General features: G+C 49.9%; 26 protein-coding genes. 13 read left to right on the top strand and 13 right to left on the bottom strand.

Going from position 1 to position 25225, the window contains the following annotated elements; genetic code table 11:
- Window positions 1-40: 40 nt before the first annotated feature.
- Complete coding sequence (locus tag WN59_RS05830; RefSeq protein WP_046514073.1) at window positions 41-982, bottom strand: agmatinase family protein; 942 nt, start codon at window positions 980-982, stop codon at window positions 41-43.
- Window positions 983-1252: 270 nt separating this feature from the next.
- Between WN59_RS05830 and WN59_RS05825 the strand changes: the two genes are divergently transcribed.
- The 6 genes from WN59_RS05825 (at window position 1253) to WN59_RS05800 (ending at window position 6485) form a co-directional block, all read left to right on the top strand.
- On the top strand, window positions 1253-1597 hold the full coding sequence (locus WN59_RS05825; protein WP_046514069.1) for an ArsR/SmtB family transcription factor: 345 nt from the start codon (window positions 1253-1255) through the stop codon (window positions 1595-1597).
- Complete coding sequence (locus WN59_RS05820; RefSeq protein WP_082099183.1) at window positions 1588-2901, top strand: arsenic transporter; 1314 nt, start codon at window positions 1588-1590, stop codon at window positions 2899-2901. Before WN59_RS05825 ends, WN59_RS05820 begins: the two co-directional genes overlap by 10 nt.
- Before the next feature lie 16 nt (window positions 2902-2917).
- Entirely contained in the window at window positions 2918-3337 is a 420-nt protein-coding gene (arsC, locus tag WN59_RS05815; protein ID WP_046514066.1) for an arsenate reductase (thioredoxin), read from the top strand.
- A gap of 110 nt (window positions 3338-3447) precedes the next feature.
- On the top strand, window positions 3448-4479 hold the full coding sequence (locus WN59_RS05810; RefSeq protein ID WP_046514063.1) for an NADH:flavin oxidoreductase/NADH oxidase: 1032 nt from the start codon (window positions 3448-3450) through the stop codon (window positions 4477-4479).
- 12 nt (window positions 4480-4491) lie between these two features.
- Window positions 4492-5412, top strand: coding sequence for an acetamidase/formamidase family protein (locus WN59_RS05805; RefSeq protein ID WP_052747296.1), 921 nt, complete (start codon window positions 4492-4494; stop codon window positions 5410-5412).
- Window positions 5409-6485: a glycerate kinase gene (locus WN59_RS05800; protein WP_046514060.1), complete on the top strand. Its 1077-nt coding sequence runs from the start codon at window positions 5409-5411 to the stop codon at window positions 6483-6485. Before WN59_RS05805 ends, WN59_RS05800 begins: the two co-directional genes overlap by 4 nt.
- A gap of 56 nt (window positions 6486-6541) precedes the next feature.
- Here WN59_RS05800 and WN59_RS05795 read toward each other — a convergent pair whose 3' ends face one another.
- From WN59_RS05795 to WN59_RS05765, 8 genes are all read right to left on the bottom strand, one after another.
- Window positions 6542-7375, bottom strand: coding sequence for an aldo/keto reductase (locus tag WN59_RS05795; RefSeq protein ID WP_046514055.1), 834 nt, complete (start codon window positions 7373-7375; stop codon window positions 6542-6544).
- A 21-nt stretch (window positions 7376-7396) separates the two neighbouring features.
- Window positions 7397-7540, bottom strand: a complete 144-nt coding sequence (locus WN59_RS13605; protein ID WP_156172397.1) for a hypothetical protein — start codon at window positions 7538-7540, stop codon at window positions 7397-7399.
- A 34-nt stretch (window positions 7541-7574) separates the two neighbouring features.
- On the bottom strand, window positions 7575-8732 hold the full coding sequence (locus WN59_RS05790; protein ID WP_082099181.1) for an aminotransferase class I/II-fold pyridoxal phosphate-dependent enzyme: 1158 nt from the start codon (window positions 8730-8732) through the stop codon (window positions 7575-7577).
- A 32-nt stretch (window positions 8733-8764) separates the two neighbouring features.
- Window positions 8765-9292 carry a chromate transporter gene (locus tag WN59_RS05785; protein WP_046514049.1) on the bottom strand — a complete coding sequence of 176 codons (528 nt, stop codon included), beginning with the start codon at window positions 9290-9292 and terminating at the stop codon, window positions 8765-8767.
- Window positions 9289-9825: a chromate transporter gene (locus tag WN59_RS05780; RefSeq protein WP_046514046.1), complete on the bottom strand. Its 537-nt coding sequence runs from the start codon at window positions 9823-9825 to the stop codon at window positions 9289-9291. Before WN59_RS05780 ends, WN59_RS05785 begins: the two co-directional genes overlap by 4 nt.
- Before the next feature lie 9 nt (window positions 9826-9834).
- A complete protein-coding gene (locus WN59_RS05775) occupies window positions 9835-11424 on the bottom strand; it encodes a gamma-glutamyltransferase family protein (RefSeq protein ID WP_046514041.1) in 1590 nt (529 codons plus the stop codon).
- 82 nt (window positions 11425-11506) lie between these two features.
- A complete protein-coding gene (locus WN59_RS05770; protein WP_046514038.1) occupies window positions 11507-12538 on the bottom strand; it encodes a Rho termination factor N-terminal domain-containing protein in 1032 nt (343 codons plus the stop codon).
- Window positions 12539-12608: 70 nt separating this feature from the next.
- Window positions 12609-13532, bottom strand: coding sequence for an AEC family transporter (locus WN59_RS05765; protein WP_046514035.1), 924 nt, complete (start codon window positions 13530-13532; stop codon window positions 12609-12611).
- Between the two features lie 354 nt (window positions 13533-13886).
- On the opposite strand from WN59_RS05765, the gene WN59_RS05760 reads away from it, so the two are divergent.
- Window positions 13887-14726: a Cof-type HAD-IIB family hydrolase gene (locus tag WN59_RS05760; protein WP_046514030.1), complete on the top strand. Its 840-nt coding sequence runs from the start codon at window positions 13887-13889 to the stop codon at window positions 14724-14726.
- On the opposite strand, the gene WN59_RS05755 is transcribed toward WN59_RS05760, so the two are convergent.
- Window positions 14721-15344: an alpha/beta hydrolase gene (locus WN59_RS05755; RefSeq protein WP_046514027.1), complete on the bottom strand. Its 624-nt coding sequence runs from the start codon at window positions 15342-15344 to the stop codon at window positions 14721-14723. The two genes, WN59_RS05760 and WN59_RS05755, sit on opposite strands and share 6 nt — an antisense overlap.
- Window positions 15345-15423: 79 nt before the next feature.
- On the opposite strand from WN59_RS05755, the gene WN59_RS05750 reads away from it, so the two are divergent.
- Entirely contained in the window at window positions 15424-16350 is a 927-nt protein-coding gene (locus tag WN59_RS05750) for a VOC family protein (RefSeq protein ID WP_046514023.1), read from the top strand.
- 85 nt (window positions 16351-16435) lie between these two features.
- Here WN59_RS05750 and WN59_RS05745 read toward each other — a convergent pair whose 3' ends face one another.
- On the bottom strand, window positions 16436-17194 hold the full coding sequence (locus tag WN59_RS05745) for a MurR/RpiR family transcriptional regulator (protein WP_046514019.1): 759 nt from the start codon (window positions 17192-17194) through the stop codon (window positions 16436-16438).
- A 152-nt stretch (window positions 17195-17346) separates the two neighbouring features.
- Between WN59_RS05745 and WN59_RS05740 the strand changes: the two genes are divergently transcribed.
- Window positions 17347-18924 (top strand): alpha-glucoside-specific PTS transporter subunit IIBC, encoded by a 1578-nt coding sequence (locus WN59_RS05740; protein WP_046514015.1) that lies wholly within the window; start codon window positions 17347-17349, stop codon window positions 18922-18924.
- A gap of 34 nt (window positions 18925-18958) precedes the next feature.
- Complete coding sequence (locus tag WN59_RS05735; RefSeq protein ID WP_046514012.1) at window positions 18959-20284, top strand: 6-phospho-alpha-glucosidase; 1326 nt, start codon at window positions 18959-18961, stop codon at window positions 20282-20284.
- Between the two features lie 39 nt (window positions 20285-20323).
- Here the strand turns inward: WN59_RS05735 and WN59_RS05730 are convergent, their stop codons facing one another.
- Window positions 20324-20923, bottom strand: a complete 600-nt coding sequence (locus WN59_RS05730) for a response regulator (RefSeq protein ID WP_046514009.1) — start codon at window positions 20921-20923, stop codon at window positions 20324-20326.
- Window positions 20924-21964, bottom strand: coding sequence for a sensor histidine kinase (locus tag WN59_RS05725; RefSeq protein ID WP_046514006.1), 1041 nt, complete (start codon window positions 21962-21964; stop codon window positions 20924-20926). It lies immediately after the preceding gene.
- Window positions 21965-22080: 116 nt separating this feature from the next.
- Between WN59_RS05725 and WN59_RS05720 the strand changes: the two genes are divergently transcribed.
- Genes WN59_RS05720 through WN59_RS05710 form a run of 3 tightly spaced genes read left to right on the top strand, consistent with a single transcriptional unit; the run spans window position 22081 to window position 25185 of the window.
- Entirely contained in the window at window positions 22081-23010 is a 930-nt protein-coding gene (locus WN59_RS05720; protein ID WP_156172396.1) for an ABC transporter ATP-binding protein, read from the top strand.
- Window positions 23010-24065: an ABC transporter permease gene (locus WN59_RS05715; RefSeq protein WP_046513999.1), complete on the top strand. Its 1056-nt coding sequence runs from the start codon at window positions 23010-23012 to the stop codon at window positions 24063-24065. Before WN59_RS05720 ends, WN59_RS05715 begins: the two co-directional genes overlap by 1 nt.
- A complete protein-coding gene (locus tag WN59_RS05710) occupies window positions 24052-25185 on the top strand; it encodes an ABC transporter permease (protein WP_046513995.1) in 1134 nt (377 codons plus the stop codon). The genes WN59_RS05715 and WN59_RS05710 overlap by 14 nt, the downstream gene beginning before the upstream one ends.
- Window positions 25186-25225: the final 40 nt, after the last annotated feature.

Raw genomic sequence — 25225 nt, 5'->3', positions numbered from 1 at the left:
ACCCCTAGTTTTAAAAAGGAAGGGTCTCCCCTTCCTGCACTTATTTATTGTGGCCGCCGTGGACATGCCCCGCAAGTACATAAAGCACTGCAGTGGACACGAAGTGCGCCGAATTCTGATTGGCATCCTGCTGAGGATAGACTTCAACGAAATCCATGCCGCAGAGCCCGCGTTTTGCAAACTCATAGATCATCGTCAAAAGCTCATATGAAGTAAGGCCGTTGCCATCCACTGGTCCACCCGGATTGAAAGCAAAATCGAGGACGTCACTGCAGATGGTGAGATAGACCACATCCACATCTTTTGCAGCCATGTCATATATCTCATTGGCGTAGGCCCTTAAGTCTTCTGCTTCCCTGATATCATTGATCGTCAGTGTGACGGCGCCATTCTCCTCGGCATACTTTCCTGTCTCCGGCTTATTCCTCGGCCCTTTGATTCCTGTATGGATGAGGCTTTCATTCCTCACACCTTCGGTTTCATACAGACGCATGAACGGCGTACTGCGTGCAAATTTATCACCTTCATGGTGCGGCATATTGTCATAGTGGGAGTCCAGGTGGATGATGCCCACTTTTTTACCAGAGTTTGTCAGTGCTTTGACAACAGGATAGGTGATGCCGTGATCTCCGCCGAGTCCGACAAGGAACTTCCCTGAATTCCACAATTCCTCAGTAAATTCTTCAATGCGCTCCATTGTCCCCGGGACATCGTGAGGTATGACGCTCACATCCCCCACATCACCGATGGACATATGATCTTCCACATTGATGTGGTCAAGCTCCGGAAGATATGTGCTGTATCTTGCAGATGACAGCCTGATCTGTTTCGGCCCCATCTCACTGCCCGTGTAATCTCCCCATGTACATGCACCTTCCCACGATACACCGTATACCAGTACATCAGTATCATATACATGCGCACTGGTCAGATTTTTTCCGCCGAGCATCGGGGGAGTATTACCATAAATATTCGAACTCATTGATGATTCCTCCATTTAATAAATATTCACACAACATGATACACTTCTAACCTCTTCACTCAGGATGTAAACCTTTATTTTGATCATCTTCAATATGCGTTCATCTGAAACGAAGCAAACCGCTGATCAGGCGAACGCTCCACTGCGTTTCCATTTAAGATAATTCATGCCAAAAAATACAATTGACTTTAGCTCATTGACCATATAACCATTCGCTTATATAATATTTTTGTTGCACGAATATGGTCTGTATAGAATGGAGCATGAAAATTGGAGAAAATAAAGAGCAATATTTCAGAAACCGCGGAACTGTTTAAAACCCTCGGTGACACATCCAGGCTTTCCATGGTCGCCATGATGAACAGGAAAGAATGTTGTGTATGTGATTTTACCGAATGCTTCGGAATGAGCCAGCCGGCAGTAAGCCAGCATTTGAAAAAGCTGCGGAATATTGGACTTGTAAAAGCCAGAAGAGATGGATACTGGACCTATCTTTCACTCGATGAAGAAAGCCGGTTTTATGACATGGTGCCTTATCTCATTGGAGCCATACCTGGAATTGATGAACATGTCGATCGGCTGTTTTCAAAATGTGAAGGGGCGTCATGCTGCTGATGGATAATTTCACTGCTGTAATAGCCATAATCATATTTCTCGTCACTTTGTTCCTCGTCATCAGACAGCCGAAAGGGCTCGGCATCGGATGGTCCTCCTGTGCTGGTGCACTCATCGCCCTGATTTTCGGGGTTGTCAGTTTCGATGATGTCGCCACTGTCTGGGGAATTGTATGGAATGCAACTCTTACATTCGTTGCTGTGATCCTGATTTCGCTCGTACTGGATGAAATCGGATTTTTCGAATGGTCGGCTCTTCACATGGCACGGATCGCCAACGGCAGCGGTCTGAAGATGTTTGTCTATATCATCCTCCTCGGCGCAGTTGTTGCTGCATTATTTGCAAATGACGGGGCTGCGCTGATTTTGACACCGATAGTACTTGCGATGGTCCGGAACCTCAATTTTACGGAAAAGATGGTCATGCCATTCATTATGGCGAGCGGCTTCATCGCGGATACCGCATCACTGCCCTTTGTTGTCAGCAATCTTGTAAATATCGTCTCCGCGGATTTCTTCGGCATCGGGTTTATGGAGTATGCATCAAGGATGGTTGTCCCCAACTTGTTCTCCATTATGGCAAGCATCATTGTACTATACATCTTTTTCAGAAAAGACCTTCCATCTGACTATAATGTCAATGAACTTAAAGAGCCTGTTGAAGCGATCCGCGACCGCAGGCTTTTCAACTGGTCATGGCTGGTACTCGCTCTTCTGCTCATCGGCTATTTTATGAGCGAGCCGCTTGAGATTCCTGTGTCGGTCATCGCCGGAATCATTGCTTTATCCTTTGTCGTCATGGCCAGGAAAAGCGATGCGGTTCCGGTCCGGCAAGTAATCAAAGGGGCTCCATGGGACATTGTGTTCTTTTCCCTCGGTATGTACGTTGTAGTGTATGGTCTTCAAAACGCCGGCCTGACGACTCTTCTAGGAAAGTTCATCGGAATCGCTGCCGATCAGGGGCTGCTTGCCGGCACGATGGTGATGGGTTTTACCGCTGCGATACTGTCTTCTGTAATGAATAACATGCCCACTGTCATGATTGATGCACTGGCCATTGCGGAATCGGGGGCAACGGGACTCGTCAAAGAAGGACTTATCTACGCCAATGTGATCGGTTCGGATCTCGGACCGAAAATTACACCGATCGGTTCACTCGCTACACTGCTCTGGCTGCATGTCCTCAAGAAAAAAGGTGTCCGTATTTCATGGGGCTATTATTTCAAAATAGGTTTGTTGCTTACACTCCCTGTTCTTTTCATCACTCTACTCGGCCTGTTTGCATGGCTGTTGATAATTTCTTAATTAAAGGAGACTGAATATGTCAAAACCAATCGTTTATTTTCTATGTACCGGAAACTCCTGCAGAAGCCAGATTGCAGAAGGCTTCGGCCGTAAATATCTCGGAGATGAATACGAAATATATTCAGCCGGCATTGAAGCTCATGGCATGAACAAGAAAGCAGTTTCCATCATGAGAGAAGCCGGCATCGATATTAGCGGGCAGGAGTCGAGTGTCATTGATAAAACACTGCTCGACAGATCGGATTACGTCATCACACTTTGTGGAGATGCGGATGATAATTGTCCGATGACCCCTCCGCATGTCACGCGCATGCACTGGGGATTCGAAGACCCGGCAAAAGCGTCCGGCACGGATGAAGAGGTTCATGACGTATTCGAGAGCGTCAGGGATGCAATCGAGAAAAGAATCATCAAGTTCAAGAAAAACGGAAAATAAATCTTTGTCCCTTCAATCTGAAGGGATTTTTTATTGGAATCGAGCCTTTATCTTTGATGTTTAATCCAGTTTCCGTAACAATAAAATTAACATTAAAGGAGGAATCTCTGATGTCAACATTATTTGAGCCCTACAAAATCAAGAACCTGGAGCTCCGCAACCGTGTGGTCATGGCCCCGATGTGCCAGTACAGCGCGGAGGACGGCATTCCGAATGAATGGCACTTCACCCACTATACCTCCCGTGCGGTCGGTGGCACCGGCCTGATCATGATGGAAATGACAAATGTCGAAGAGCGCGGCAGGATTACCGATCACTGTCTCGGCATATGGTCGGACGGCCACGTCCCCCACTACAAACGGGTGGTCGACGCCTGCCACAGGCAGGGTGCGAAAATAGGCATCCAGCTCGGCCATGCCGGACGTAAGGCCCAGGATGCTCCGGAACCCGTCTCCAGTTCTGCGATTGCCTTCAGCGACAAATTCAAAACACCCCATGAATTGACGACTGAAGAGGTCGATGAGATGGTCGATGCCTATAAATGGGGTGCGGTGCGTGCAGTCGAAGCAGGGTTTGACACGATTGAAATTCACGGGGCCCACGGCTATCTGATCCACCAGTTCCAGTCCCCCCTTACCAATAAAAGGGATGATGAATACGGACAGGACTACGCTCTGTTCGGCGTCAGGGTAATCGAAGCGGTCAAATCCGTCATGCCGGAGGACATGCCCCTTGTCATCAGGATTTCCGCTGTGGAATACGCTGAAGGCGGATACGATCTCGAGCACGGCATTGAACTTGCCAAACGCTATAAGGAGGCGGGCGTGGACATGATCGATGTTTCCGCCGGCGGGGAAGGCGCACCGTCCAAAGACCGCTTCCAGGGTCCCTACCCGGGCTACATGGTGCCTTATGCAAGAAGGATAAAAGAGGAGACAGGCATCCCTGTCATTGCCGTCGGACTGCTTGAAGATGTCAATGTCGCCGAACATGTCGTCGCTTCCGGAGATGCTGACCTTACGGCAATCGGCCGCGGACTGCTCCGTGACCCCTACTGGGCGATGAATGCAAACCGCAAACAGAATCCGACGGACAGATCATTCATCCCCGAGCAGTACGACAGAGGTTTCAGAAAGATTTAAAGGGGTGTTTACGTGCAGCATCAATTGAACAGTTCCCGTCTCTACCATGAAATGTCTGCAACTATTGCACCGGCACTCGAAATCGATGCCGGCGACACTGTCCATATCCATACAGTGGACTGTTTTGAAAATCAGATCACCTCAAACGATATGGATTTCGACACTGTAGACTGGGAGCGCCAGAACCCGGCCACAGGCCCTGTTTTCGTAAGAGGCCTCTCTGCCGGTGATGTTCTCAAGGCCACCATCGAAAGAATCGAACTGGACGGCAGAGGCCTGGCAACCGTCGGACCGCAGGGCGGTGTCATGAAGGATTACATCGAGGAGCGCCACGTAAAATTTTTCGACCTCGACACAGAGAATAATACGACGGAATTCAACGGCATGACAGTGCCCCTCAGCCCCATGATCGGTGTGATCGGCAACGCCCCCGCGACAGGTCACGTGCCAAACAGTACACCGGGCGCCCACGGCGGCAATATGGACTGCCGGAAAATAAATGAGGGCGCTGTGCTTTATCTCCCGGTTTTCCATGAGGGCGCGCTGTTCGGGCTCGGTGATGTTCACGCAAAGATGGGCGACGGCGAAGTCGGCATCAGCGGACTGGAGACGGCTGCCAGAGTGACAGTCAGGCTGGAGAAAGCATCAGGCATCAGTACAAATCATCCTGTCCTGATTGATATAGAAGGGATAAACATGATGGTTTCGCATGAAAGTCTGGACGAAGCGGTCGATGAATCAGTCAGACAGATGATCAAGCTGCTCAGGCCACACACCGGTCTGTCACTGCCGGAGATCGCCATGCTGATGAGTCTGATTGGTGAAACACAGATCAACCAGGTCGTCGATCCGTTGAAAACCGCACGCTTTTTTGTCCCCCATTACCTTTTGGAACACTACTCGATCGATCTTGGCAGGGAGTTGAAACCATGAAGATTGTCCTGGCCCCGGATTCATATAAAGGGACGCTTGACCAGAAAGAAGCTGCGGACATCATGGCACGCACACTTAAAGAAATTGGCCACCTCGCCGTCACCAAACCGATGAGTGACGGCGGGGACGGTCTGCTGAATTCTTTTGTCGATGAAGGATATGAAAAGATAGACCTGAATGTCACCGGCCCTGAAGGCGGTACGGTGCCGGCAGTCTATTATATGAAGGCAGATATGGCAATCCTTGAAACTGCAGAGGCGTGCGGTCTGCATCTTTTGACACGCTCGGAGCCCGGACGCCGCACCTCGTTCGGTGTCGGCGAACTCATACTCCATGCCCGCGACCGGGGCGCCCGCCGCATCATACTCGGACTCGGCGGTTCCGCCACCAACGACGGCGGTTTCGGCATGTTCATGGCCCTCGGCGGCAGGGCAAAGGATGCATCGGGGAAACCTGTATCTGTGATGAATGAAGATATAGGAAAAATCGATGAACTGCTCACCGACAGCCTGCGCGTGCTGGACGGTGTGGAGATGACAATCGCCTCTGATGTCACCAATCCATTGCTCGGTGACTGCGGTGCAATTGCCGTATTCGGACCGCAAAAAGGTGTGAAACCTGAACAGCTCAGCCAGTTTGAAGACCTGCTCGGCCATCTGCACCATAAAGCAATGGATATATTCACAGAAGACCACAGCAGTACACCGGGCGCCGGTGCAGCCGGCGGGCTCGGCTGGATGCTTATGAACATGGGTGCAACCATGAAAAAAGGCGGCACACTGATTGCAGAAATGATCAGTCTTGAAGACGCTGTCAAAAATGCTGATCTGATTATTACAGGGGAAGGCAGGAGCGACATCCAGACGATGGATGGCAAAGCCCCTTCGATCGTGGCCGAAATCGCAGCCAGGCACGGTGTGCCGGTCTACCTTATATCCGGCCAGATCACCGAAGACCTGTCGGCACATTTCGCACAGACCTGGTCCCTTGCTGATGACAGCAAAGACGTCAATGAAGTCATGGAGAATACTGAAGAACACCTTGCAGAACTGATCAGAAGAATATTTGGATGAATTCCAAAAAAGTGGCCGGGATATTCGTCCCGGCCACTTTTCTACGGACGCGCGCTTCAGTCATCAAAACTGAAATTGTCCGGATCTTTCCCCAGCCTTTCATGCGTGTCCAGGGTGTCCAGGCGCTCCATGTCTTCTTTTGTCAGTTCGAAGTCGAAAATATTGATGTTCTGCTGTATGCGTTCAGGCGTCACTGACTTCGGTATGGTGGATACGCCTGTCTGGACGTCCCATCTCAGCACGATCTGTGCAGGCGTTTTGCCGTACTTTTCGGCGAGTTCCCGGATAACGGGATCGTCGAAGAACGCCCCGCGTTTGAGCGGCGCCCATGCTTCGAGTTGAATTTCATGTTCATCACAGAATGCCCGCATTTCCTTTTGGGCGAGCTGAGGATGATATTCCAGCTGGTCGACCATGGGTTTTACCGTCGCGAAGCTGAGTACTTCCTCAAGATGCTGACTGTGGAAGTTGCTCACACCGATGGCTCTCACACGTCCTTCTTTGTAGAGCTTTTCGAGGGCCTTCCATGATTCTGTATACTTCCCTTCAATCGGCCAGTGGATGAGATAGAGGTCGAGGTAGTCCATCTGCAGTCTTTCAAGGCTTGTTTCAAAAGCCTTCAGTGTTTCTTCGTATCCCAGGTCATCATTCCACACCTTTGTCGTGATGAAGAGTTCTTCACGTGAAACATCCGTTTTCTTCAGGGCGTCCCCCAGTGCTCTTTCATTCTCATAGAAAGCGGCGGTGTCGAAATGGCGGTATCCTGCCTCAAGTGCTGTTCCAATCGTTGCCTCCATCTGCTCTTCCGGAATTTTATATACGCCGAATCCGATTACCGGCATTTTCACGCCGTTATTCAATTCATAAGTATCCTGCTGTGAAATCGTCATTTTTGAATCCTCCTTCATATTTTAATCCAGCCTGAATGATCGGACGTGAAATTTCTTCACTGAACTTCCTTTTAGCATCCTTGTGATCGTATCACCGGCTCTGTGGGTTTCTTCGTGCGGAATACCCTCCATCAGCGATGCCGGCATGCTGAACAGATCATTCATAGGTGTTTTTCATCTCTTCGTTTGTAGCCGTCTCTTACCTCTTTTTACCATTCAAAAATTTCTCCATGCGATCGGCGGCTTCTTCAAGATTCTCCATGCCTGTCGCAAATGAAATTCTTATATGCCCCTCTCCGTATTCTGAAAATGCGGCACCGGGCACTACGGCGACTCCTGCTTCTTCAAGCAGTTCCACCGCGAAATCGAATGAGCTTTCATTGTACTCTTTGATCGACGGGAATATATAGAACGCCCCTTCAGGCAGTACCGTTTCAAGGCCCATATCCACAAGGCGTCTGTAAATGTAATCCCTTCTCTCTTTGTATGCAGCATTCATTTCCGCCGGTACGTCCGCAGCGCCCGTCAAAGCCTCAAGCGCCGCTATCTGGCTCGGCATACTGGCGCACAGTGTGTTGTACAAATGGACGAGCGTCAATTTCTCGATCATTTCGGCACTGGCCAGCAGCCAGCCGATCCGCCATCCCGTCATCGCATGAGACTTGCTCAGCCCGTTCACAGCGAGCAGTCTGTCCTTGATCTCAGGGTAGGAAGTGAACGAATGATGTTCCCCGTCCAGAGTATTTTCTGCATACATTTCATCCACAACGACGAAAATGTCGTGTCTTTTGAACAACTCCACAAGTGAAGCGACCGTTCCTTCCGGATATACTGCACCTGTAGGGTTGTTCGGATAGTTGAGCAGCACCGCCTTAGTCCGTTGTGTCATAGCGGCTTCGAGCTTTTGGACGGTGGGGATAAAACCCGTCTCCGTCGTATCGACCAGCACCGCAGTGCCACCGAGCATCGTGACGATGGGTTCGTAGCCTGTATAGATCGGGGCCGGCATGATGACTTCATCTCCGGGATTGATGATTGTCCGGAAAATCGTATCGAGCGCCTCGCTTCCGCCGTTAGTCACAATGACTTCATTAGACGGCTCATATTCCGCTGAATATTTATCTTTGTAGAAATCTGTGATTGCTTTGCGCAGTTCCAGTGTCCCGCGGTTATGCGAGTATTTCATGGGCTCGTTGTCCACTGCCTGCATCACACGATTTCTGACTGCCTGTGGCACAGGGAAGTCAGGCTGGCCAAGTGTCAGATCGATACTTTCAGGTTTGCCGGCCACGCGGTTCGCCATCTGTCTCGTTCCCGGCACGCTCACATTTTTCAATAGTCTGTTCAATTCAGGCACGTTCATTCTCCTTTAATACTCAGTATATCTTCTTACAGCAATATTGCTCCGTACACGAGACCGAAAATAATCACCAATGCAGGATGTATCCTGAATTTCTTCAGCATGACAAAGCTCGCAGCCATCAGAATGACAGTGTGGACTGTCCCTGATTCAACGAACGAACTGGCGAAGAAATCGAAAGCAATCACACCGAGCAGTATGGCGATGACCGGTCTGATCAGCGTCGTCAGTGTGTCGAACTTCTTCGTCCCTTTCATCTTGTACAGCACGCTCGCCAGAAACACCATCAGCATAAGTGATGGCAGCACTGTCGCACCCACTGCCACCACCGAGCCGAAGATGCCTCCGACTTCAAAACCGATATAGCCGGCCATCTTTGTCGCAATCGGGCCGGGTAGTGCATTGCCGAGTGCCAGCACCTCCGCGAATTCCTGTGAAGTCATCCATCCGTAGTTCTGCACCACCTCTTCTTCAACAAGCGGAATGGATGAGGGGCCGCCGCCGTAACCGAGTACGCCGGGGATGAAAAATGCAATGAATATCTGCAGGTATATCATATTCTCCCTTCCTTCCTGAACAGACTGAATGCGATGATCAACAGGATGACAAGCGCAGGGTGGATATCGAGTACGGCGAGCAGCAGGAATGACAGGATCGTGAAGAGTATGATGAATTTCCATGTCGTCTTCGCTTTCGCCTTCTCCAGAAATTCATACGTCAGTATGATGAGCATGACACCGACGACCGGTATGACTCCGTGGCTCATCCCCTGCACCCAGTCCAGATCCTTGAACTCCGCAAACAGTTTGAGCAGGACAATCATCAGAATGATCGTCGGCAGGATTGCTGCAAAGATTGCGTTCATCATGCCCAGCCACCCTTTTTTCACGAAGCCGATATAGCCGGCGAGCTTGGTGATGATGGGACCGGGCAGTACATTGGCGATTGCCAGTGAATCCTGGAATTCCTCATCCGTCATCCATTCATATGTATCAACCACTTCTTTATGGACCAGCGGAATCGAGGCCGGGCCGCCCCCGTATCCCAGCATGCCCACTTTGAAAAACGCCCAGAATATCTTCATCTGCATAATTTTCACCTAATATATTGAAATTGACCCATCAGTACGGGATTCGCTGCCCCCGATCAGGACGCCGTTCTCCCCGCGGATGATGATCTGCCCCCGGCCGAAGCTGTTCGGTTCCAGGTTCACGCTGACTTTATGGCCGCGCCTTGCGAGCGCACGTGCAACATCATGATCAAAACGATCCTCCACTTCAACTTCGAGCCCCGATTTGAACTGCCACCTCGGTGCATCCAGGGCACTCTGCGGATTCATACCGTAATCGATCAGATTCATCGCCACCTGAAGGTGTCCCTGCGGCTGCATGAAAGCACCCATGACACCGAACGGACCGACCGGTCTGCCGCCTTTTGTAATAAAACCCGGGATGATTGTATGATAGGGTTTCTTGCCGCCGCCCACATAGTTCGGATTATCCGGATCCATCGAAAAATTATGCCCGCGGTTATGTAATGCAAGACCCGTACCCGGGACCACCACACCCGATCCGAAGCCCATGTAGTTGCTCTGTATATAGGAGACCATGTTCCCGTCCCCGTCAGCCGTGGCCAGATAGACCGTTCCGCCCTGCGGGAGATCACCGTGTCCCCTGAGGGCAGCCTCCTCACCGATTTCCGCGCGGCGGGATTGCAGGTAATCATCATCGAGCAGCTCTTCTGCCGTCACTTTCATATGGTTTTCGTCCGCCACGAATGCCGTCGTATCGGCGAATGCCTGCTTGATGGCTTCAATCTGGTAATGATACGCTGCATCATCCAGATGGCTGAATACATCTCCTTTGAGCATACCGAGTGCCATAAGGGCTGTTATCCCCTGACCGTTCGGCGGGATTTCATGAATCTCGTGACCTTTATATGCCACGCTGATTGGATCAACATAATCCACTTCAAACCCTCTCAGATCTTCATGCGTAAGCAGTCCGCCGGACTTTTTGCTGTATGACACAATTTTATCAGCCAGCGTTCCTTCATACACACTCCGGGCATCCGTCTCTGCAATTTCTTCGAGCGTATCGGCATGCTGCGGAAGTGTCCTGATCTCCCCGGCTGTCACTGTACCGAAAATTTCGAGCCATGGCCGGATCTCTTCGAACTTCTCCACTTCCCTGCTGAAATTATCATACGCCGCCCGCCAGTATCTCGCAACGGTCGGTGTAATCGCAAAACCATCCCTTGCCGCCCGTATGGCGGGGGCAAGCACCTCTTTCAATGTCAGATTTCCGAACCTGTCTATAAGACTTGCCCAGGCTGCAGGCACCCCCGGCACGTTTACGGGCAGCCAGCCGTACTTGGGCATGCCGGCGTAACCTTTTGACCTGATCGTCTCCATCGACAATCCCTGTGGGGAGCGGCCGCTTGCGTTCATGCCGTGCAGTCTGCCGTTCATCCAGGCGATCATGAAAGCATCTCCTCCGATTCCGTTGCTGGTGGGCTCCACCACTGTAAGTGCGGCCGCCGTGGCGACTGCCGCATCCATAGCGTTTCCGCCCTTCTTCAGCATGTCTATCCCCGCTTCAGTTGCCACCGGATGTGTTGTCGCCACCATCCCATTTTTGGCATAGACACTGAAACGTCTGTTTAAATAGGGATATTTATAATGGTCCATTCCTCTTCCCCTTTCTGAAAATTCAATCATGAAATAATATAAATGAAGCCCTGCCTTCCCCGCAGGGCTTCACTGAAAAAGATTATGCTCCGCAGCACTTCTTGTACTTTTTGCCGCTGCCACATGGACACGGATCATTCCTGCCCACTTTGATTTCTCTGACGATCGTTTTCGTCTGCAGTTCCGATTCCTTATGTCCCCGGAATTTGAAATGTCTCGTATTATTCACGATTCCAGCGATGTTATCGAAGAAACTGCGCCGCTCTCCGTCATCTTTGAATTCCACACCGAGTGACACCAGGTACTGTATGACTTCATCCTGGTTTGCCCCTCTCATGATCAGCTGCAGCAGGGAGATATAGATATTGCGGTGCTGCTCTTTGGGTGCATCCGTATTTTCTGCAATCCAGTCCCTCAGCTCTGTGTGATGGACGGATTCATCGATGAAATTCGGATCGCTGAACTTGATGAACTTCGCAAATTCAGGCTCATAGTAAGGCCGGTCTCCCTGCAGTCTGCGCACCATCTGATACTGCTCGTCATTCATGTCATCTATGACAATTTCCCCGTTCTCCCCATTGATTGTGATATCGTAAGGGGATGCGCCAAGAAAGTCTGTAATCTCCTCGGCCGTAATGTCCATGTCATAGTATTTTTTGAACAGATGGATCAGCTGTTTGAAAGTTACAATGCCGTACAGATGCAGTGACGCCCGGATCAGATTCAGTTTCCTCTGTACGCTGATGCGCACTTCCCGGTTCCCCTCTGTATCGGCTCCGCCGAACAGGCCCGCTGCCGTATCCGTAATGAAATAGCGGTCCTCCTGCTCCATGTCCTCGACTGCATATCCCATGATGTAGAGGCCGAAAACCTGCTCGAGGCTGTAGTGATCTTCGTTCCCGCCCTTTGCTGCATCTCGCCAGCTCTCAAAAGATGCATCATCGATGTAACGGTAGGCATACGCTGCGGTTTCAGGCTGCTTCTGTTTTTCGACGATTGCATCAATCAGTTCCTCTTTTTTCAATTTGGAAAAATTCTTCACCGAAATCGTGCGGGCCATCTGCTTCAGATCGCTCATATTATACACATTCAAGTGCTCATTGATACTGACCATACTGGAAATCTCCTTCGTCCCGTTTATCTTCCCTCCATTTTACCACAACAGGGGCACTTTTGATAAATCATCAGAATATGCTCATGGCGGCATATATGACGAAAGACACTGTCGCAGCACTCAGAAGCGTACTCATCATGACGATTTCAGCTGCATACTCAGGATCATCACTGTACTGCTGGGCAATGATTGAACTGTTCACAGCCGCCGGCATTGCAGAGGTGATAAGGATCGCCTGCGCTGTGGTTCCTTCAATGCCTGACAGAAGCAGCATCGCAAACGCCACTGCCGGACCGATTACAAGCCTTGAGAGGCTTGCTGTGAATGCACTGAACCTGAGACGCCTGAATTTTATGCCGGCAATCTGGGCACCGAGTATGAACAGCACGATCCCGATCATCGCATTCCTCATGTAATCGAGGGCGGATGTGACTGGGGGCGGCATGCCGATATCAAAATAGTTGAACAGGAGTCCGAGGGCAAGCCCGTAGAATATCGGCATTCTGAAATAGCCAAGAAGTGCCCTGCCCCTCCCTGAATTTTCCGCACTCAGCGAGAATATGCCGTATGAATATGCGAACATGTTCTGAAAGACGACCATGATGACCTGCACGCTCATCGCGTACGGGTCGCTCCTGAATACGAGATCGTTGACCGGCACACCATAGTTCCCCGCATTATAGAACAGGTTGGAATTTGTAAAAAGGATGCGCTGCCCCCTGTCGAGACCGAGAAACCGGGCGATGAAACGCGTAATCAGGAATGTTACGAAAGCATACAGGCTGAGGAATAACAGGATTTTCACGAACAGCGAAAAATTGATATCCGATTCATACAGGCTCATGAATATGAACGCCGGCATCACATAATGGATCGCAAGCTTTGCCAGGGTCCCGCGGTCGAGCTTGAATTTGAGCTGGATGACATAGCCCGTGGATACTATGATGATGATCGGGAGTATGACATTCATGAATATGAAGATGAAACCGCCCATTCCACTTCCCTCCTACAGCATGATGAGATATACGAAGACGATCGGACCCAGGACGATGAAGAACAGAGGAATCCTTGGAGAAAGGATGAGCCGGTCCGGGAGAGATTCATGCTTCTGATTCATAATTCACTTTAAAAGACATGGCAAAATGTCTAGAATTAAGTATGGATACTGCCGGGATGACCGCCGCGGCACCGCCGGTGTTCAGCATCTGAAGTACGAAAAAACGGCCTGCTGGTATCATAACACCCAATTTATAATGATAAATAATACTGAATATTTTAGCACAACAATCCGGTTTACGGCGGAAATACACTGATTTTAATATATAACTTTGACGAGGAGACGACAGAAATGAAAGCAATCGCCCTGGATATGGACGGTACAATACTCAACCATAAAGCAGAATTCCCCCTTACCCTGCCTGATACACTTGCAGAGCTGAAAGAAAAAGGGATGTATATATTTTTTGCCACCGGCAGGACAAGCCACGAAATACAATCCATCACACCGGACAACTGTCCGCTTGACGGATATGTCGCCGCAAGCGGCATGGGGGTATATGTAGACGGCGTACAGATTGACGCCACTTCGTTCAGTCCCGACACTGTCGAAAAGATAATCGGTGAAGCCCGGAAACGTGAAATCTATTATGAAGTCCATACCCTGGAGAATTCCTCACGCACCCACCTGCAGGACAGGGATTATATAATCAGGGATTTCCAGCTGGAAAGGCCGGCTTCACTGAAAGCCTTTGAAATCGACTTCACTGAAACAAGCCTGAAACAGGATGAACAGTGGGTCGATGCCCTGCCCTATGAAGATGTCGTCAAAATGTTCTTCTTCAGCGTGGATGAAAAGAAAATCGGCGACTGGTACAATTTTCTGGAACAGAACCGGGACTCAGGAGATTATGCGCTCTATACGACCAGTGTCCATAATGCCGAAGTGATGCAGAAGGGGATTGATAAGTCGACCGGCATAGAGACACTGCTCGAGCATTTCGATATCCGCTTCGAAGATGTGCATGCCATCGGTGATTCGATGAACGACATCCCCTTGTTTGAAAAGACGGGCAAAGCAACGGCGATGAAAAATGCCGATGATGACATCAGATCCGCCGCCGGGGATATTACAGACTATACATGTGATGAAGACGGACTGGAAAAATACCTCAGGAAAACATACCTATAGTTCATCCATCATGCCATCCACTTTCAAATACCATACATGGCCTTCCATGAGCTCTTCGGAAACGATCTCATGGCCGCCATCTGTGAGCTTCACTTCAACGGATGCACCTTTCAGTTCAAGGGACTGCTTCAGTTCGTAGGCTTCGCCCGCTGTGGCTGTCATGTCCCGGGCACCCGCAGTGAGCAGTACACTGCTTTGGAGCAGTATATCTCTCTCAATCAGTTCACTCCTGTAGGCAGGGTGCATGAGCATTGCCCCGGCCACGGCGATATCGTGGTTGAGCAGCAGATGGGCCGCCATGTTTGCGCCGTTGGAGTAGCCTATATAGACCGCTTTCGCCATGTCCAGTTCATATTCAGAAGCGAGCTCCCTTATCAAAGAGGCGGTCTTCATGCCTTCCTCACGCAGGCTCTCCTGGTCATATTCCCGGGGAGACAGCCGTCTGAAATATCTCGCCTGTCCATTCTCTTCCACCGCACCGCGCAAAGCCAGTACGTTGGCGGAAGCATTCACCATGGTTGAGACTTCGAGCAGGTCCGTCTCCCTCCCGCCGGTGCCGTGGAAGAGGACCAGCGTCCGGTCGCTTCCATTCCTGCTTTTTATAAACAGATGTTCCATTTAAGATCGTCCTCCTTTATTAGAGTTTAACCCATCTCTATTATATACTGATAGTAATAGACTTTAAGGAGCGATAGCCATGACAGTCAAAGGCATTCACCATGTATCGTCCATCACGAAGGAAATACTCGACAACCATGATTTCTATACAAATATATTAGGGCTCCGGCTCGTCAAAAAGACCGTCAACCAGGATGACACCGGCATGTATCACCTCTTCTACGCCGATTACAAAGGGACGCCCGGGACGGATATTACGTTCTTCGAGATATTCAATGCCCCAAAATTCCAGCCCGGCACCAACAGCATATCAAGGACCATATTCAGGGTACCGTCCATGGAAGCACTGGAATTCTTCAGAAACCGCTTCGATGAAAAAGGTGTCTACCACGAAGGTTTCACAGAACGTTTCGGCCATATGTCCATGATTTTTGAAGATCATGAAAAACAGCGCATGGCACTCATGGTCGATACTGAATATGATGATTCCGAACCCAATTCAACCGATGAAATACCGAAGGAGTATGCCATCACTTCAATCGGTGCGGTTGAAATCACCGTCCAGTATTTGAAAGCGGCGCTCCAGCTGCTCGAACTGCTCGGCGGGGAAACAGCAGGAGACCTTACCGACGAAAGCACAGAGGCCGAAGTCAAGGTCGGCCGGGACTCCGTCCATGTCGTCGAACAGAGGAACAGCCAGCTTGAAAAGGAAGGCTACGGCAGCGTCCATCATTTCTCGCTCAGGGTCGCAGATGAAGACCACCTGCAGGAGATGCTCTTAAAACTGCAGGAGGAAAAGTGGCCGAACTCAGGTATCGTCGACCGCCATTATTTCAAGGCAGTCTATATCCAGGCGCCGGGCGGCATCACGATCGAGCTCTCCACAGATGGCCCGGGATTCACTGTTGACGAACCTCTGGACAGCCTGGGTGAAACCCTCTCCCTTTCGCCTAAAATCGAAGACCAGCGGGACTTCATAGAAACCTATCTGAATCCCCTCAACTGAATTTGACGGGGCTGTATAAAGACGGCGGTATATCGGCATTGACTAATCGTAAGAAAAATCTCCAGAACACGGTTCTGGAGATTTTCTATTCATCAGCCTGTTCATTCTTCCATTTACTGAACTTCCGCAGTATCACGTCGAAGACGATGTGGTAAGGCAGGAAGCTGGAATTGTTGATGCCGTTGAACAGATAGAACGGCGTGCTGTTTACATATATGTTGAACATCGCATTCTGTGCAAGAAGGTTGTCTTTCAGCGTCGTGACGCTGATGTACTGTACATTCCTCGCTCTGATCAGATGGATGATATCCTCGAAGTTTTTCGTCTCCCCCGAAAGTGAAATGATCAGAAGAATCTCCCCATCCGCCAACTGTTCGATGCCGTTCATCAGTTCCCGTTCATTTTTCAAAACCATCGACCGCTTGTATAAAGACAGGAGCTGGCGCTGCACGTCGTTTGCCACTTCAAGCTGGGCGGTCCCCGTACCGTAGATGTAGATGAAGGGCGCTTCATCGATCATGCGGTTGAGTCTGTCGAAGTTCAGCTGGTCCAGGTGCTTCAATGTCTGTTTTATATCATGCTCAAGCAGTTCCATCAGATCCTGGGTGTCCTCCCCCGCTGCATCATTCAGCTTGATGTATGACTTCAGATCGCTGTAGCCGTCGAAACCGAGTTTCTTTGCCAGCCGGTGTATCGATGATATCGATATATGCGAGAGCTCTGCCAACTCCTGTATCTTCATCACCTTCATATCGTCTATATTGTCATGTATCACTTTGATGACGTAGAGATCATTGTCACTTAATGCATCATAATACTGATTCACGAGCTTATCCAGTACCATTATCCTATCCCCTGTCCTTGATGAAAATATTTCCGTCTCCTGTAAATATAATCATATCGTACTATTCTATTCCTAAATGCGTCAAACGTGTTGGAAATTGAAAACGCTTCCTTTAAAGTGGCCATTAAGACATATACAAGGAGTTTTTGCCTATGAATGCTGTTAAGAGATTTGGAAGCGCCATGATAGTTCCCGTGCTGTTGTTCGCCTTCTTCGGGATTATCGTAGGGCTTGCGACTTTATTCAAAAATCCGAATATCATGGGGGATATCGCGGTGGAAGGGACGATGTGGCACAGCATCTGGTCGATCATTGAAAGCGGCGGCTGGACAATTTTTGACCACATGGAACTCGCCTTCGTCATCGGGCTGCCGATTTCACTGGCGAAAAAAGCCCAGGCCAGGGCGACGCTCGCAGCACTGATGATCTACCTGGTGTTCAACAACTATATAAATACGATACTGACCCTCTGGCCGGAGACTTTCGGCGTCGACCTGTCACAAGGCGTTGAAAATCTCACAGGGGTCAAAGAGATTGCGGGCATCGCCACGCTGGATACGAACATCATCGGTGCGATACTTATCTCGGCCATCGTGATATGGATCCACAACAATTTCTATGATACGAAACTCCCTGAAGTCCTCGGGATATTCCAGGGACTGTCATTCGTTGTGGTCATCGGATTCTTCATGATGATTCCGCTGGCTTTCCTTGTCGCATTCGTCTGGCCGTATGTCCAGACAGGCATCGCCTCACTGCAGGAGGTCATGCTCCAATCCGGTTATATCGGCGTGTGGATATTCCACTTCCTTGAGAGGATCCTGATACCGACCGGCCTGCACCACTTCATTTATACGCCGTTCGAATTCGGCCCTGCTGCTGTAAATGAAGGGCTGAAGCCGCTCTGGATTTCAGAACTCTCCGAGTACAGCAGCTCCGATGCGCCGCTCAGTGAGCTGTACCCTTACGGCTTCCTGCTCCAGGGCAACATCAAGATATTCAGCTGCCTCGGCATCGGTCTCGCCATGTACTACTCCACTCCGAAGGAGAACAGGAAGAAGATGCTGGCGCTCGTACTGCCTGCAACGGCTACAGCAGTATTTGCAGGAATCACCGAACCGCTGGAATTCACATTCCTGTTCATCGCACCGTATCTGTTCGTCATACACGCGCTGCTCGGTGCAACAATGATCATGATCATGAATATGTTCGGCGTCGTCGGACTCATGGGCGGCGGCCTGATAGATATCGCAGCAATCAACTGGATACCGCTTGCTGCGAGCCACGGCGGCATCTATATCACGCAGGCAGTCATCGGATTCATCTTTACGGGCATCTATTTCGTCACATTCAAGTACCTGATAGAGAAATTCGATATAGCCCTTCCCGGCAGAAAAACCGGTGAAGAAGCAAAACTGTATACCAAAAAAGATTATCTTGATCAGAAAACCGGTGAACCCGCCGTTGCAGCCAAAAGCACCGGCAATGAGTACGAAGATAAGGCTGTCTATTACCTGGAAGGTCTCGGCGGCAGTGAAAACATCAAGGATGTCACAAACTGTGCCACTCGGCTCAGGGTAACTGTCAATGACCCCGGCCAGGTCAAGGACAACGACTACTTTACAAACGGTCAGATGGCCCATGGCATCGCAAAGAGCGGCACGAGTGTGCAGGTCATCGTGGGCCTGAGCGTCCCCCAGGTCAGGGAATACTTCGAAGCAATGGTCTGAACACAATAAAAAAGATACTCAGGAGGAAATGACAATGAAAAAATTCAATATTACAATCGCAGGCGGCGGAAGCACCTTCACACCGGGAATCATCCTGATGCTGCTCGACTATCTCGATGAGTTCCCGATTGATACCATCAAACTGTATGACAACGACAAAGAGCGCCAGCAGACAATTGCTGATGCATGCGGCATTCTGTTGGAAGAGCGTGCGCCCTGGGTGACACTCACAGCCAGTACGGATCCTGCGGAAGCCTTCACGGATGTCGACTTCGTCATGGCCCATATCAGGGTCGGCAAATACGCGATGAGGGAGCAGGACGAAAAGATTCCGCTCAAACATGGTGTCATCGGCCAGGAAACATGCGGACCCGGCGGCATCGCCTACGGCATGCGCTCCATCCCGGGAGTGCTCGAGCTCGTTGACTACATGGAAAAATATTCACCGGATGCGTGGATGCTCAACTATTCCAATCCGGCAGCAATCGTGGCCGAGGCGACACGCAAACTGCGCCCGGACGCAAGGATCCTGAACATCTGCGATATGCCTATCGGCATCGAAGAGCTGATAGCCAAAAACCTCGGCCTCTCTTCCCGCAAGGAGTTTGAAGTCGACTACTACGGACTGAACCACTTCGGCTGGTGGACGGATATACGTGACAAAAAAGGCAATACCCTTATGCCGGAAGTCATCAGCCATGTTAGTAAAAACGGCTATGCGACGGACGGCAGCTCCGAACTCGAGCAGCAGGCAAGCTGGAACAGCACGCTGAAAAAGGCAAAGGACATCCAGGCGTTGGATCCGGATACGATCCCGAACACATATTTGAAATACTACTTCTTCCCGGATTACGAAGTCGCAAATTCAAATTCAGAACGCACGCGCGCCAATGAAGTGATGGAAGGACGTGAAAAATTTATCTTCAGCGAGTGCCGTGCAATCATCGAAAAAGGCACTGCGGAGGATACCAGGCTCACGATTGATGAACACGCCTCTTACATCGTGGACCTCGCCAGGGCGATTGCATTCAATACGAAGGAACGCATGCTGATGATCGTTGAGAACAACGGCGCCATCCGTAACTTCGATCCGACAGCAATGGTGGAGATACCGTGCATCGTCGGCAGCAAAGGCCCTGAAAAACTCGTGGTCGGAGAGATTCCGAGATTCCAGAAGTCCCTGATGGAGCAGCAGGCCGGTGTAGAAAAGCTTGTGGTGGAGGCGTTCGAGGAAGAATCCTATCAGAAACTCTGGCAGGCACTGATTTTGTCCAGGACAGTACCGAGTGCCTCGGTTGCCAAAGACATTCTGGATGATCTCATTGAAGCCAACAGAGACTACTGGCCAAAACTGAAATAATCCAAAACAGAAAGAGGATGCCCGGCCGGCATCCTCTTTCTAGTTTTTGTAGTAATAGACGGCAAGCTGGGTCCTGTCACGCAGTTCAAGCTTTGTCAGCATCTGTGAGATGTAATTCCTCACAGTCCCCTCACTCAGATACAGTTTCTCTGCAATCTCCCGGTTGCTCAGACCGTCGGCGACTTCCCTGAGTATCCCCTGTTCCCTTTCGGAAAGATCTGCCATTGCCCGGCCATGTGACCGGGTGGACATACTTTTTACGATATCGCTGTCAAAGACCATGTTGCCGGATGCAACCGCCTGGATGGCGGGCAGTATCCCTTTGAAATTATCTTTGAGCAGATAGCCCCGGCAGCCGATTCTAAGTGCCTCGTGTATGTACTCATCATCCTTGAAGGTAGTGATCAGCAGGATGTTCGCCCTGCTGTCTTCATCCAGTATCTTCCTGCTCGCTTCAAGCCCGGACATGCCGTCCATCCGTATATCCGTCATCAGGAGATCCGGCGTGTGTTTCCGGTAAAGGACAACCGCCTCCCGCCCGCTTCCGCCCGTGGCCACAACAGTGTGTCCGGAACCCTCCAATATCGTCCCGAGGGCATTAACAACCAGTGCATCATCATCTACTATTATTATATCCATCTATCTGATGCCCTCCTTGTAAAGCGTAATATGGACCGTAAATCCGCCGTCATGGAATGTATTGAATATCCCGCTGTATTTCGCTACGATTTCCCGCATGGACAAAAGCCCCATGCCTTTGCTCTGCTCCGGTTTCCTGCTGCCGTTATCTTTTATGGAGAGTGTCAGAAAATCATTCTGTTCTTTGATGAAAACATTCACTTCCGACGCTTTAGAATGCTTTTTGACGTTCGTAAGTGCCTCTTTCACTATGGAGAGGATATCTATTTTAACCTCATGTCCGATTTCCATATCCACATCATAGTACAGTTCTGCATCAAACGGCTCCATCTCTTCCATATAGTCTTCGATACGCGATTTTAAATCGATGGATGTTTCATACAGATGGTGGATGCTCATGCGTATGTCATCCATGCCCGACTTCAGCCTGCCCTGCAACAGGCTGAGCGATTCCTTCAGCTTCTCCTCATCCCTGACATACTGCAGAGACTCGATCAGCAGGATGCTGCTGCTCAGTGAATGACCGAGTGCATCATGCATGTCACGGGCGATCCTGTTCCGCTCATTCAACCCCGCCATGTATATGTCTTTTTCATGATTTTTGAGCAGTTCGTTATGCTGCCGCCTGAGCAGCAGGTTATCGCTTGTCAACTGGTCTCTAACCTTTTTGTTCTCCAGTTCCAGCGACGACATCCCCTCCCGCAGATAGACCATGTATATGACGATGCCCGAGAGCATAATCAGTGAAATTTTCGGTTCTGCCAGATGGAAGATGAACGTGGCAATGGCCCATTTTCTGTAGCGGCCGGCCACCGAGAAACTGAGCAGAGGCACATAATAGATCCACCCCGTGCCAAGCAGGAGGGATAAAGTGAAAATCCCCGTGGCGGCCAGTACGGTGAACCGGTGTTCCGACAAGTCCAGGGAAAAGAACAGTATGAAAGCAAACAGTGCGATGATCAGGCTTGCCCCCTCAGCATCCGCGAAATAGAAACCGGTCAGCACTATGTACAGCAGCAGTTTTTCTATGATCACTCTCATACCCTCACCTCCGATTCATGACATCTGTCACCCTTTATCATTATTTTATACACTAACAACTGATTCAATAACAGTATAAACTTAATGTAACAAAGATTGAACGGGGAGGAATCATAATGATCATGATGGATGGAGTTGTCAAAAGATACAACGAACTGATTGCACTGGACCATTTTTCATTCAACGCGCAGGACGGAGAGATCGTCGGTCTGCTCGGTCCCAACGGCTGCGGCAAGACCACGGCCATAAACTGCATGCTTTCACTGCTCAGATTTGACAGCGGTGACATTGAAATCTTCGGTAGGAGAGTTGATTCCAACAATAACGACGTCAAGCGGCGTATCGGCATTGTACCGCAGGAACTGGCGATTTTCGATAAATTGAATGTTTATGAAAATATTGATTTTTATTGCGGGCTGTACATTCAAAACAGCAAAGAGCGGAAAAAGCTGGTGGAGGAAGCGATTGATTTCGTGGGGCTGGACAAATACCGTCGGTTCACCCCGGGCAAGCTCTCCGGCGGATTGAAGCGCCGGCTTAACATCGCCTGCGGCATCGCCCACAAGCCGGAACTGCTCTTCATGGATGAACCGACCGTTGCAGTCGACGCACAGAGCAGGAATTTCATACTTGAAGGTGTCAAAAAGATGAAGGCGGACGGCAGGACAGTTATCTATACGACCCACTATCTGGAAGAGGCGGAACAGCTGTGCGACCGCATGGTCATAATGGATCAGGGCCGCAATATCGCCCAGGGCACAGTCGGGCAGCTCCAGGAATCCATTTCCACGCAGGAGAGGGTGGAGGTCGGTTTTCTGACAGAAGACCCCGGGATGAAAAAAAGACTTTCGGAACTGCCCCATGTTGTCAAAGTGACGAACAAAAACGACAACTACCTCATCCACTTCGAAAAGCAGGAGAACAACCTGGCTAATCTCATCAAGTTCATAGAATCCAACAATCTGACGTATACGGACCTCACAAGCGAACGGGCCACCCTGAGTGACATCTTCCTGGAGCTTACAGGCAAGGAGTTGAGGGACTGATGAATATATTCCGCATGACCTATTATCTGGTCAGTATCAGTTTCAAGGATTTCGGTTTCTGGTTCTGGACACTCTGCTATCCGCTGCTGCTCACCGGCCTGTTCATCATGGCGACTTCAAACATGACGGTCGGAGAACTTGAAAACATTGATGTCGGTATCCAGGAAGACCAGGAATTGACCGAAGTGATTGAAGAGATTGATTTCATAAATATGACCGTCATGTCAGAAGAGGAAGCCGTGTCGGAAATGAAGCAGGGCGATATTTCAGGTTATATACACGGAGACAACACACTGCTTGTGACCGAAAGTGGTTTCGACCAGACGGTACTCGAGATGGTCATCAATCAGATTGAAAAGGTCGCAGGCTCCGGCATACCCTATGAAAACTATGATTTTGAAGCCCAGTTCATAGAAGAGAACAGCCAGGAAGCCCAGCCGGAAGCTGTGCTCTTCTATTCCTTGATTGCCATGATCGCGTTCTACGGCATCTTCTCCGGCATTGAATTCATGTCGTCGATGCAGCCGAACCTGGATCCCATGGGAGCACGTTTCGCAGCGAGCCCCTACAGTAAAGTCAAATTTCTGTCAGCCAGCGTACTCGGCGCACTCATTCTCAATCTGGCCACGAATTTCTTAATATTGGCCGTCATCATCATTCTGTATAAGATCAATCTGTTCACGGAATTAGGGCCAACACTCGGACTGCTTTTCATCGCCAACCTGACCGGGATCGGACTCGGGCTGATCATCGGGCTTCTCCCGAAAATCAACGCCGGTATGAAAACCACGGTGTCAGTAATATTCATCATCGGGCTTGCCGCACTGTCAGGACTCATGGGGCCTTTCATAAAAATCATCCTCATAGAAAATAACCTGACATGGGTGAATACGCTCAACCCGCTTGCAAGACTTACGGATACGATGTATAAAATCAATTTCCTCGGCAACTATGATGACTACTGGGCGACCATCGGCATGCTGATCGGGTATGCGGCCGTCTTTTTCTCCATCACATTACTTTCATTGAGGAGGAAACAATATGACAGTATTTAAAGGGATTCTCCTCCACTTCTGGAAATACAGAATTCTAATTGTTATTCTGCTCTCTGCATTTTTCATCTTTGCAGTCATGTTCTCACTGGGCAACTCAAGTGAAAACTATACTTCAGAGTCTCTGAGAATCGACATCATCGACAATAGCCGTTCTGAAATCAGCCGGGGACTGATCGACTACCTGGATGAAAACAACGAAGTCACGGTCTCCAATGAGGAAAATCCGGATATTGAGGCGCTTGAGGAGAAGATATTCCTCAATGCCATAGACGGTTTCATAACCATTCCCGAAGATGCAGAATCAAGGTTCACTTCCGGCAGCCCGGTCGTCGAGACTACGGCAGACCAGCGGTCGACACAACATTTGCAGATGCAGACCGCCATCCGGCAGTATTTCACATTTCTTAAAGCGGATTTTGACACCACGGGCGAACTTCACACAGATGCGGTCACAGAGCTGCTTTCAGACAGTATAGATGTAGAAATTCATGAATCGGTGGATGTCGAGGCACAGAGTAATTTTGAGTATATGAGAAACTACACCAACTTTGCCGGGTACTGGATTATGCTCTTCCTGCTCATACTCGTGGGCAACATCATGTCGGAGTTCAATTCACCTGAACTGAAACAGAGGATTAATGTCTCTCCCATGAAGACAAGCACCTTCATGTCCCAGATGATCCTGTCACAGATTGTCTTCGGCCTGTTCGTCGTCGCATTCATGTTTTTCGGAGCACTGGCACTGCGCATGGACAGTCTTTCGGGTGTGCCGCTTGGCAAAATGTTCACAGCGCTGCTCCTGATCACTGCATTCACCCTGTCAATTCACTATGTAATTGCTGCTTTTACGACAAACAAATTCATCATCAACGGGCTCGCAAACTTTATCGCGATCGGCATGGCGTTCCTCTCAGGTATCATGATACCGTTCGAGGTGATGGGGCAGACGGCGCAAAATATCGCCCAGTATCTTCCCCTCTACCATTTCACACAGATCTACGCGGAACCGGACATCACATGGGGCGAAGCGGCATTCCCGATGCTGGTCACAGTCCTCTACACGGTTGCATTTCTGATCATAGGGATGATTCTTGAGAACAAACGGAAAACATCCTCATGAACATGCGAAAAGGCGATTCTGACGAATCGCCTTTTTCATG

Origin of the sequence: Salinicoccus sediminis (assembly GCF_000986795.1) — a bacterium.
GTDB lineage: Bacteria > Bacillota > Bacilli > Staphylococcales > Salinicoccaceae > Salinicoccus > Salinicoccus sediminis.
The sequence above is the reverse complement of the archived record's forward strand: the minus strand, read 5'-3'. Positions and strand labels throughout refer to the sequence as shown.

Coding starts and splice junctions, on each gene's coding strand:
- WN59_RS05830 (WP_046514073.1), bottom strand. CDS start 982: ATGAGTTCGAATATTTATGGTAATACTCCCCCGATGCTCGGCGGAAAA.
- WN59_RS05820 (WP_082099183.1), top strand. CDS start 1,588: ATGCTGCTGATGGATAATTTCACTGCTGTAATAGCCATAATCATATTT.
- arsC (WP_046514066.1), top strand. CDS start 2,918: ATGTCAAAACCAATCGTTTATTTTCTATGTACCGGAAACTCCTGCAGA.
- WN59_RS05810 (WP_046514063.1), top strand. CDS start 3,448: ATGTCAACATTATTTGAGCCCTACAAAATCAAGAACCTGGAGCTCCGC.
- WN59_RS05800 (WP_046514060.1), top strand. CDS start 5,409: ATGAAGATTGTCCTGGCCCCGGATTCATATAAAGGGACGCTTGACCAG.
- WN59_RS05795 (WP_046514055.1), bottom strand. CDS start 7,375: ATGACGATTTCACAGCAGGATACTTATGAATTGAATAACGGCGTGAAA.
- WN59_RS13605 (WP_156172397.1), bottom strand. CDS start 7,540: ATGAATGATCTGTTCAGCATGCCGGCATCGCTGATGGAGGGTATTCCG.
- WN59_RS05785 (WP_046514049.1), bottom strand. CDS start 9,292: ATGATATACCTGCAGATATTCATTGCATTTTTCATCCCCGGCGTACTC.
- WN59_RS05780 (WP_046514046.1), bottom strand. CDS start 9,825: ATGCAGATGAAGATATTCTGGGCGTTTTTCAAAGTGGGCATGCTGGGA.
- WN59_RS05775 (WP_046514041.1), bottom strand. CDS start 11,424: ATGGACCATTATAAATATCCCTATTTAAACAGACGTTTCAGTGTCTAT.
- WN59_RS05770 (WP_046514038.1), bottom strand. CDS start 12,538: ATGGTCAGTATCAATGAGCACTTGAATGTGTATAATATGAGCGATCTG.
- WN59_RS05765 (WP_046514035.1), bottom strand. CDS start 13,532: ATGGGCGGTTTCATCTTCATATTCATGAATGTCATACTCCCGATCATC.
- WN59_RS05760 (WP_046514030.1), top strand. CDS start 13,887: ATGAAAGCAATCGCCCTGGATATGGACGGTACAATACTCAACCATAAA.
- WN59_RS05755 (WP_046514027.1), bottom strand. CDS start 15,344: ATGGAACATCTGTTTATAAAAAGCAGGAATGGAAGCGACCGGACGCTG.
- WN59_RS05750 (WP_046514023.1), top strand. CDS start 15,424: ATGACAGTCAAAGGCATTCACCATGTATCGTCCATCACGAAGGAAATA.
- WN59_RS05745 (WP_046514019.1), bottom strand. CDS start 17,194: ATGGTACTGGATAAGCTCGTGAATCAGTATTATGATGCATTAAGTGAC.
- WN59_RS05740 (WP_046514015.1), top strand. CDS start 17,347: ATGAATGCTGTTAAGAGATTTGGAAGCGCCATGATAGTTCCCGTGCTG.
- WN59_RS05735 (WP_046514012.1), top strand. CDS start 18,959: ATGAAAAAATTCAATATTACAATCGCAGGCGGCGGAAGCACCTTCACA.
- WN59_RS05730 (WP_046514009.1), bottom strand. CDS start 20,923: ATGGATATAATAATAGTAGATGATGATGCACTGGTTGTTAATGCCCTC.
- WN59_RS05725 (WP_046514006.1), bottom strand. CDS start 21,964: ATGAGAGTGATCATAGAAAAACTGCTGCTGTACATAGTGCTGACCGGT.
- WN59_RS05720 (WP_156172396.1), top strand. CDS start 22,081: ATGATCATGATGGATGGAGTTGTCAAAAGATACAACGAACTGATTGCA.
- WN59_RS05715 (WP_046513999.1), top strand. CDS start 23,010: ATGAATATATTCCGCATGACCTATTATCTGGTCAGTATCAGTTTCAAG.
- WN59_RS05710 (WP_046513995.1), top strand. CDS start 24,052: ATGACAGTATTTAAAGGGATTCTCCTCCACTTCTGGAAATACAGAATT.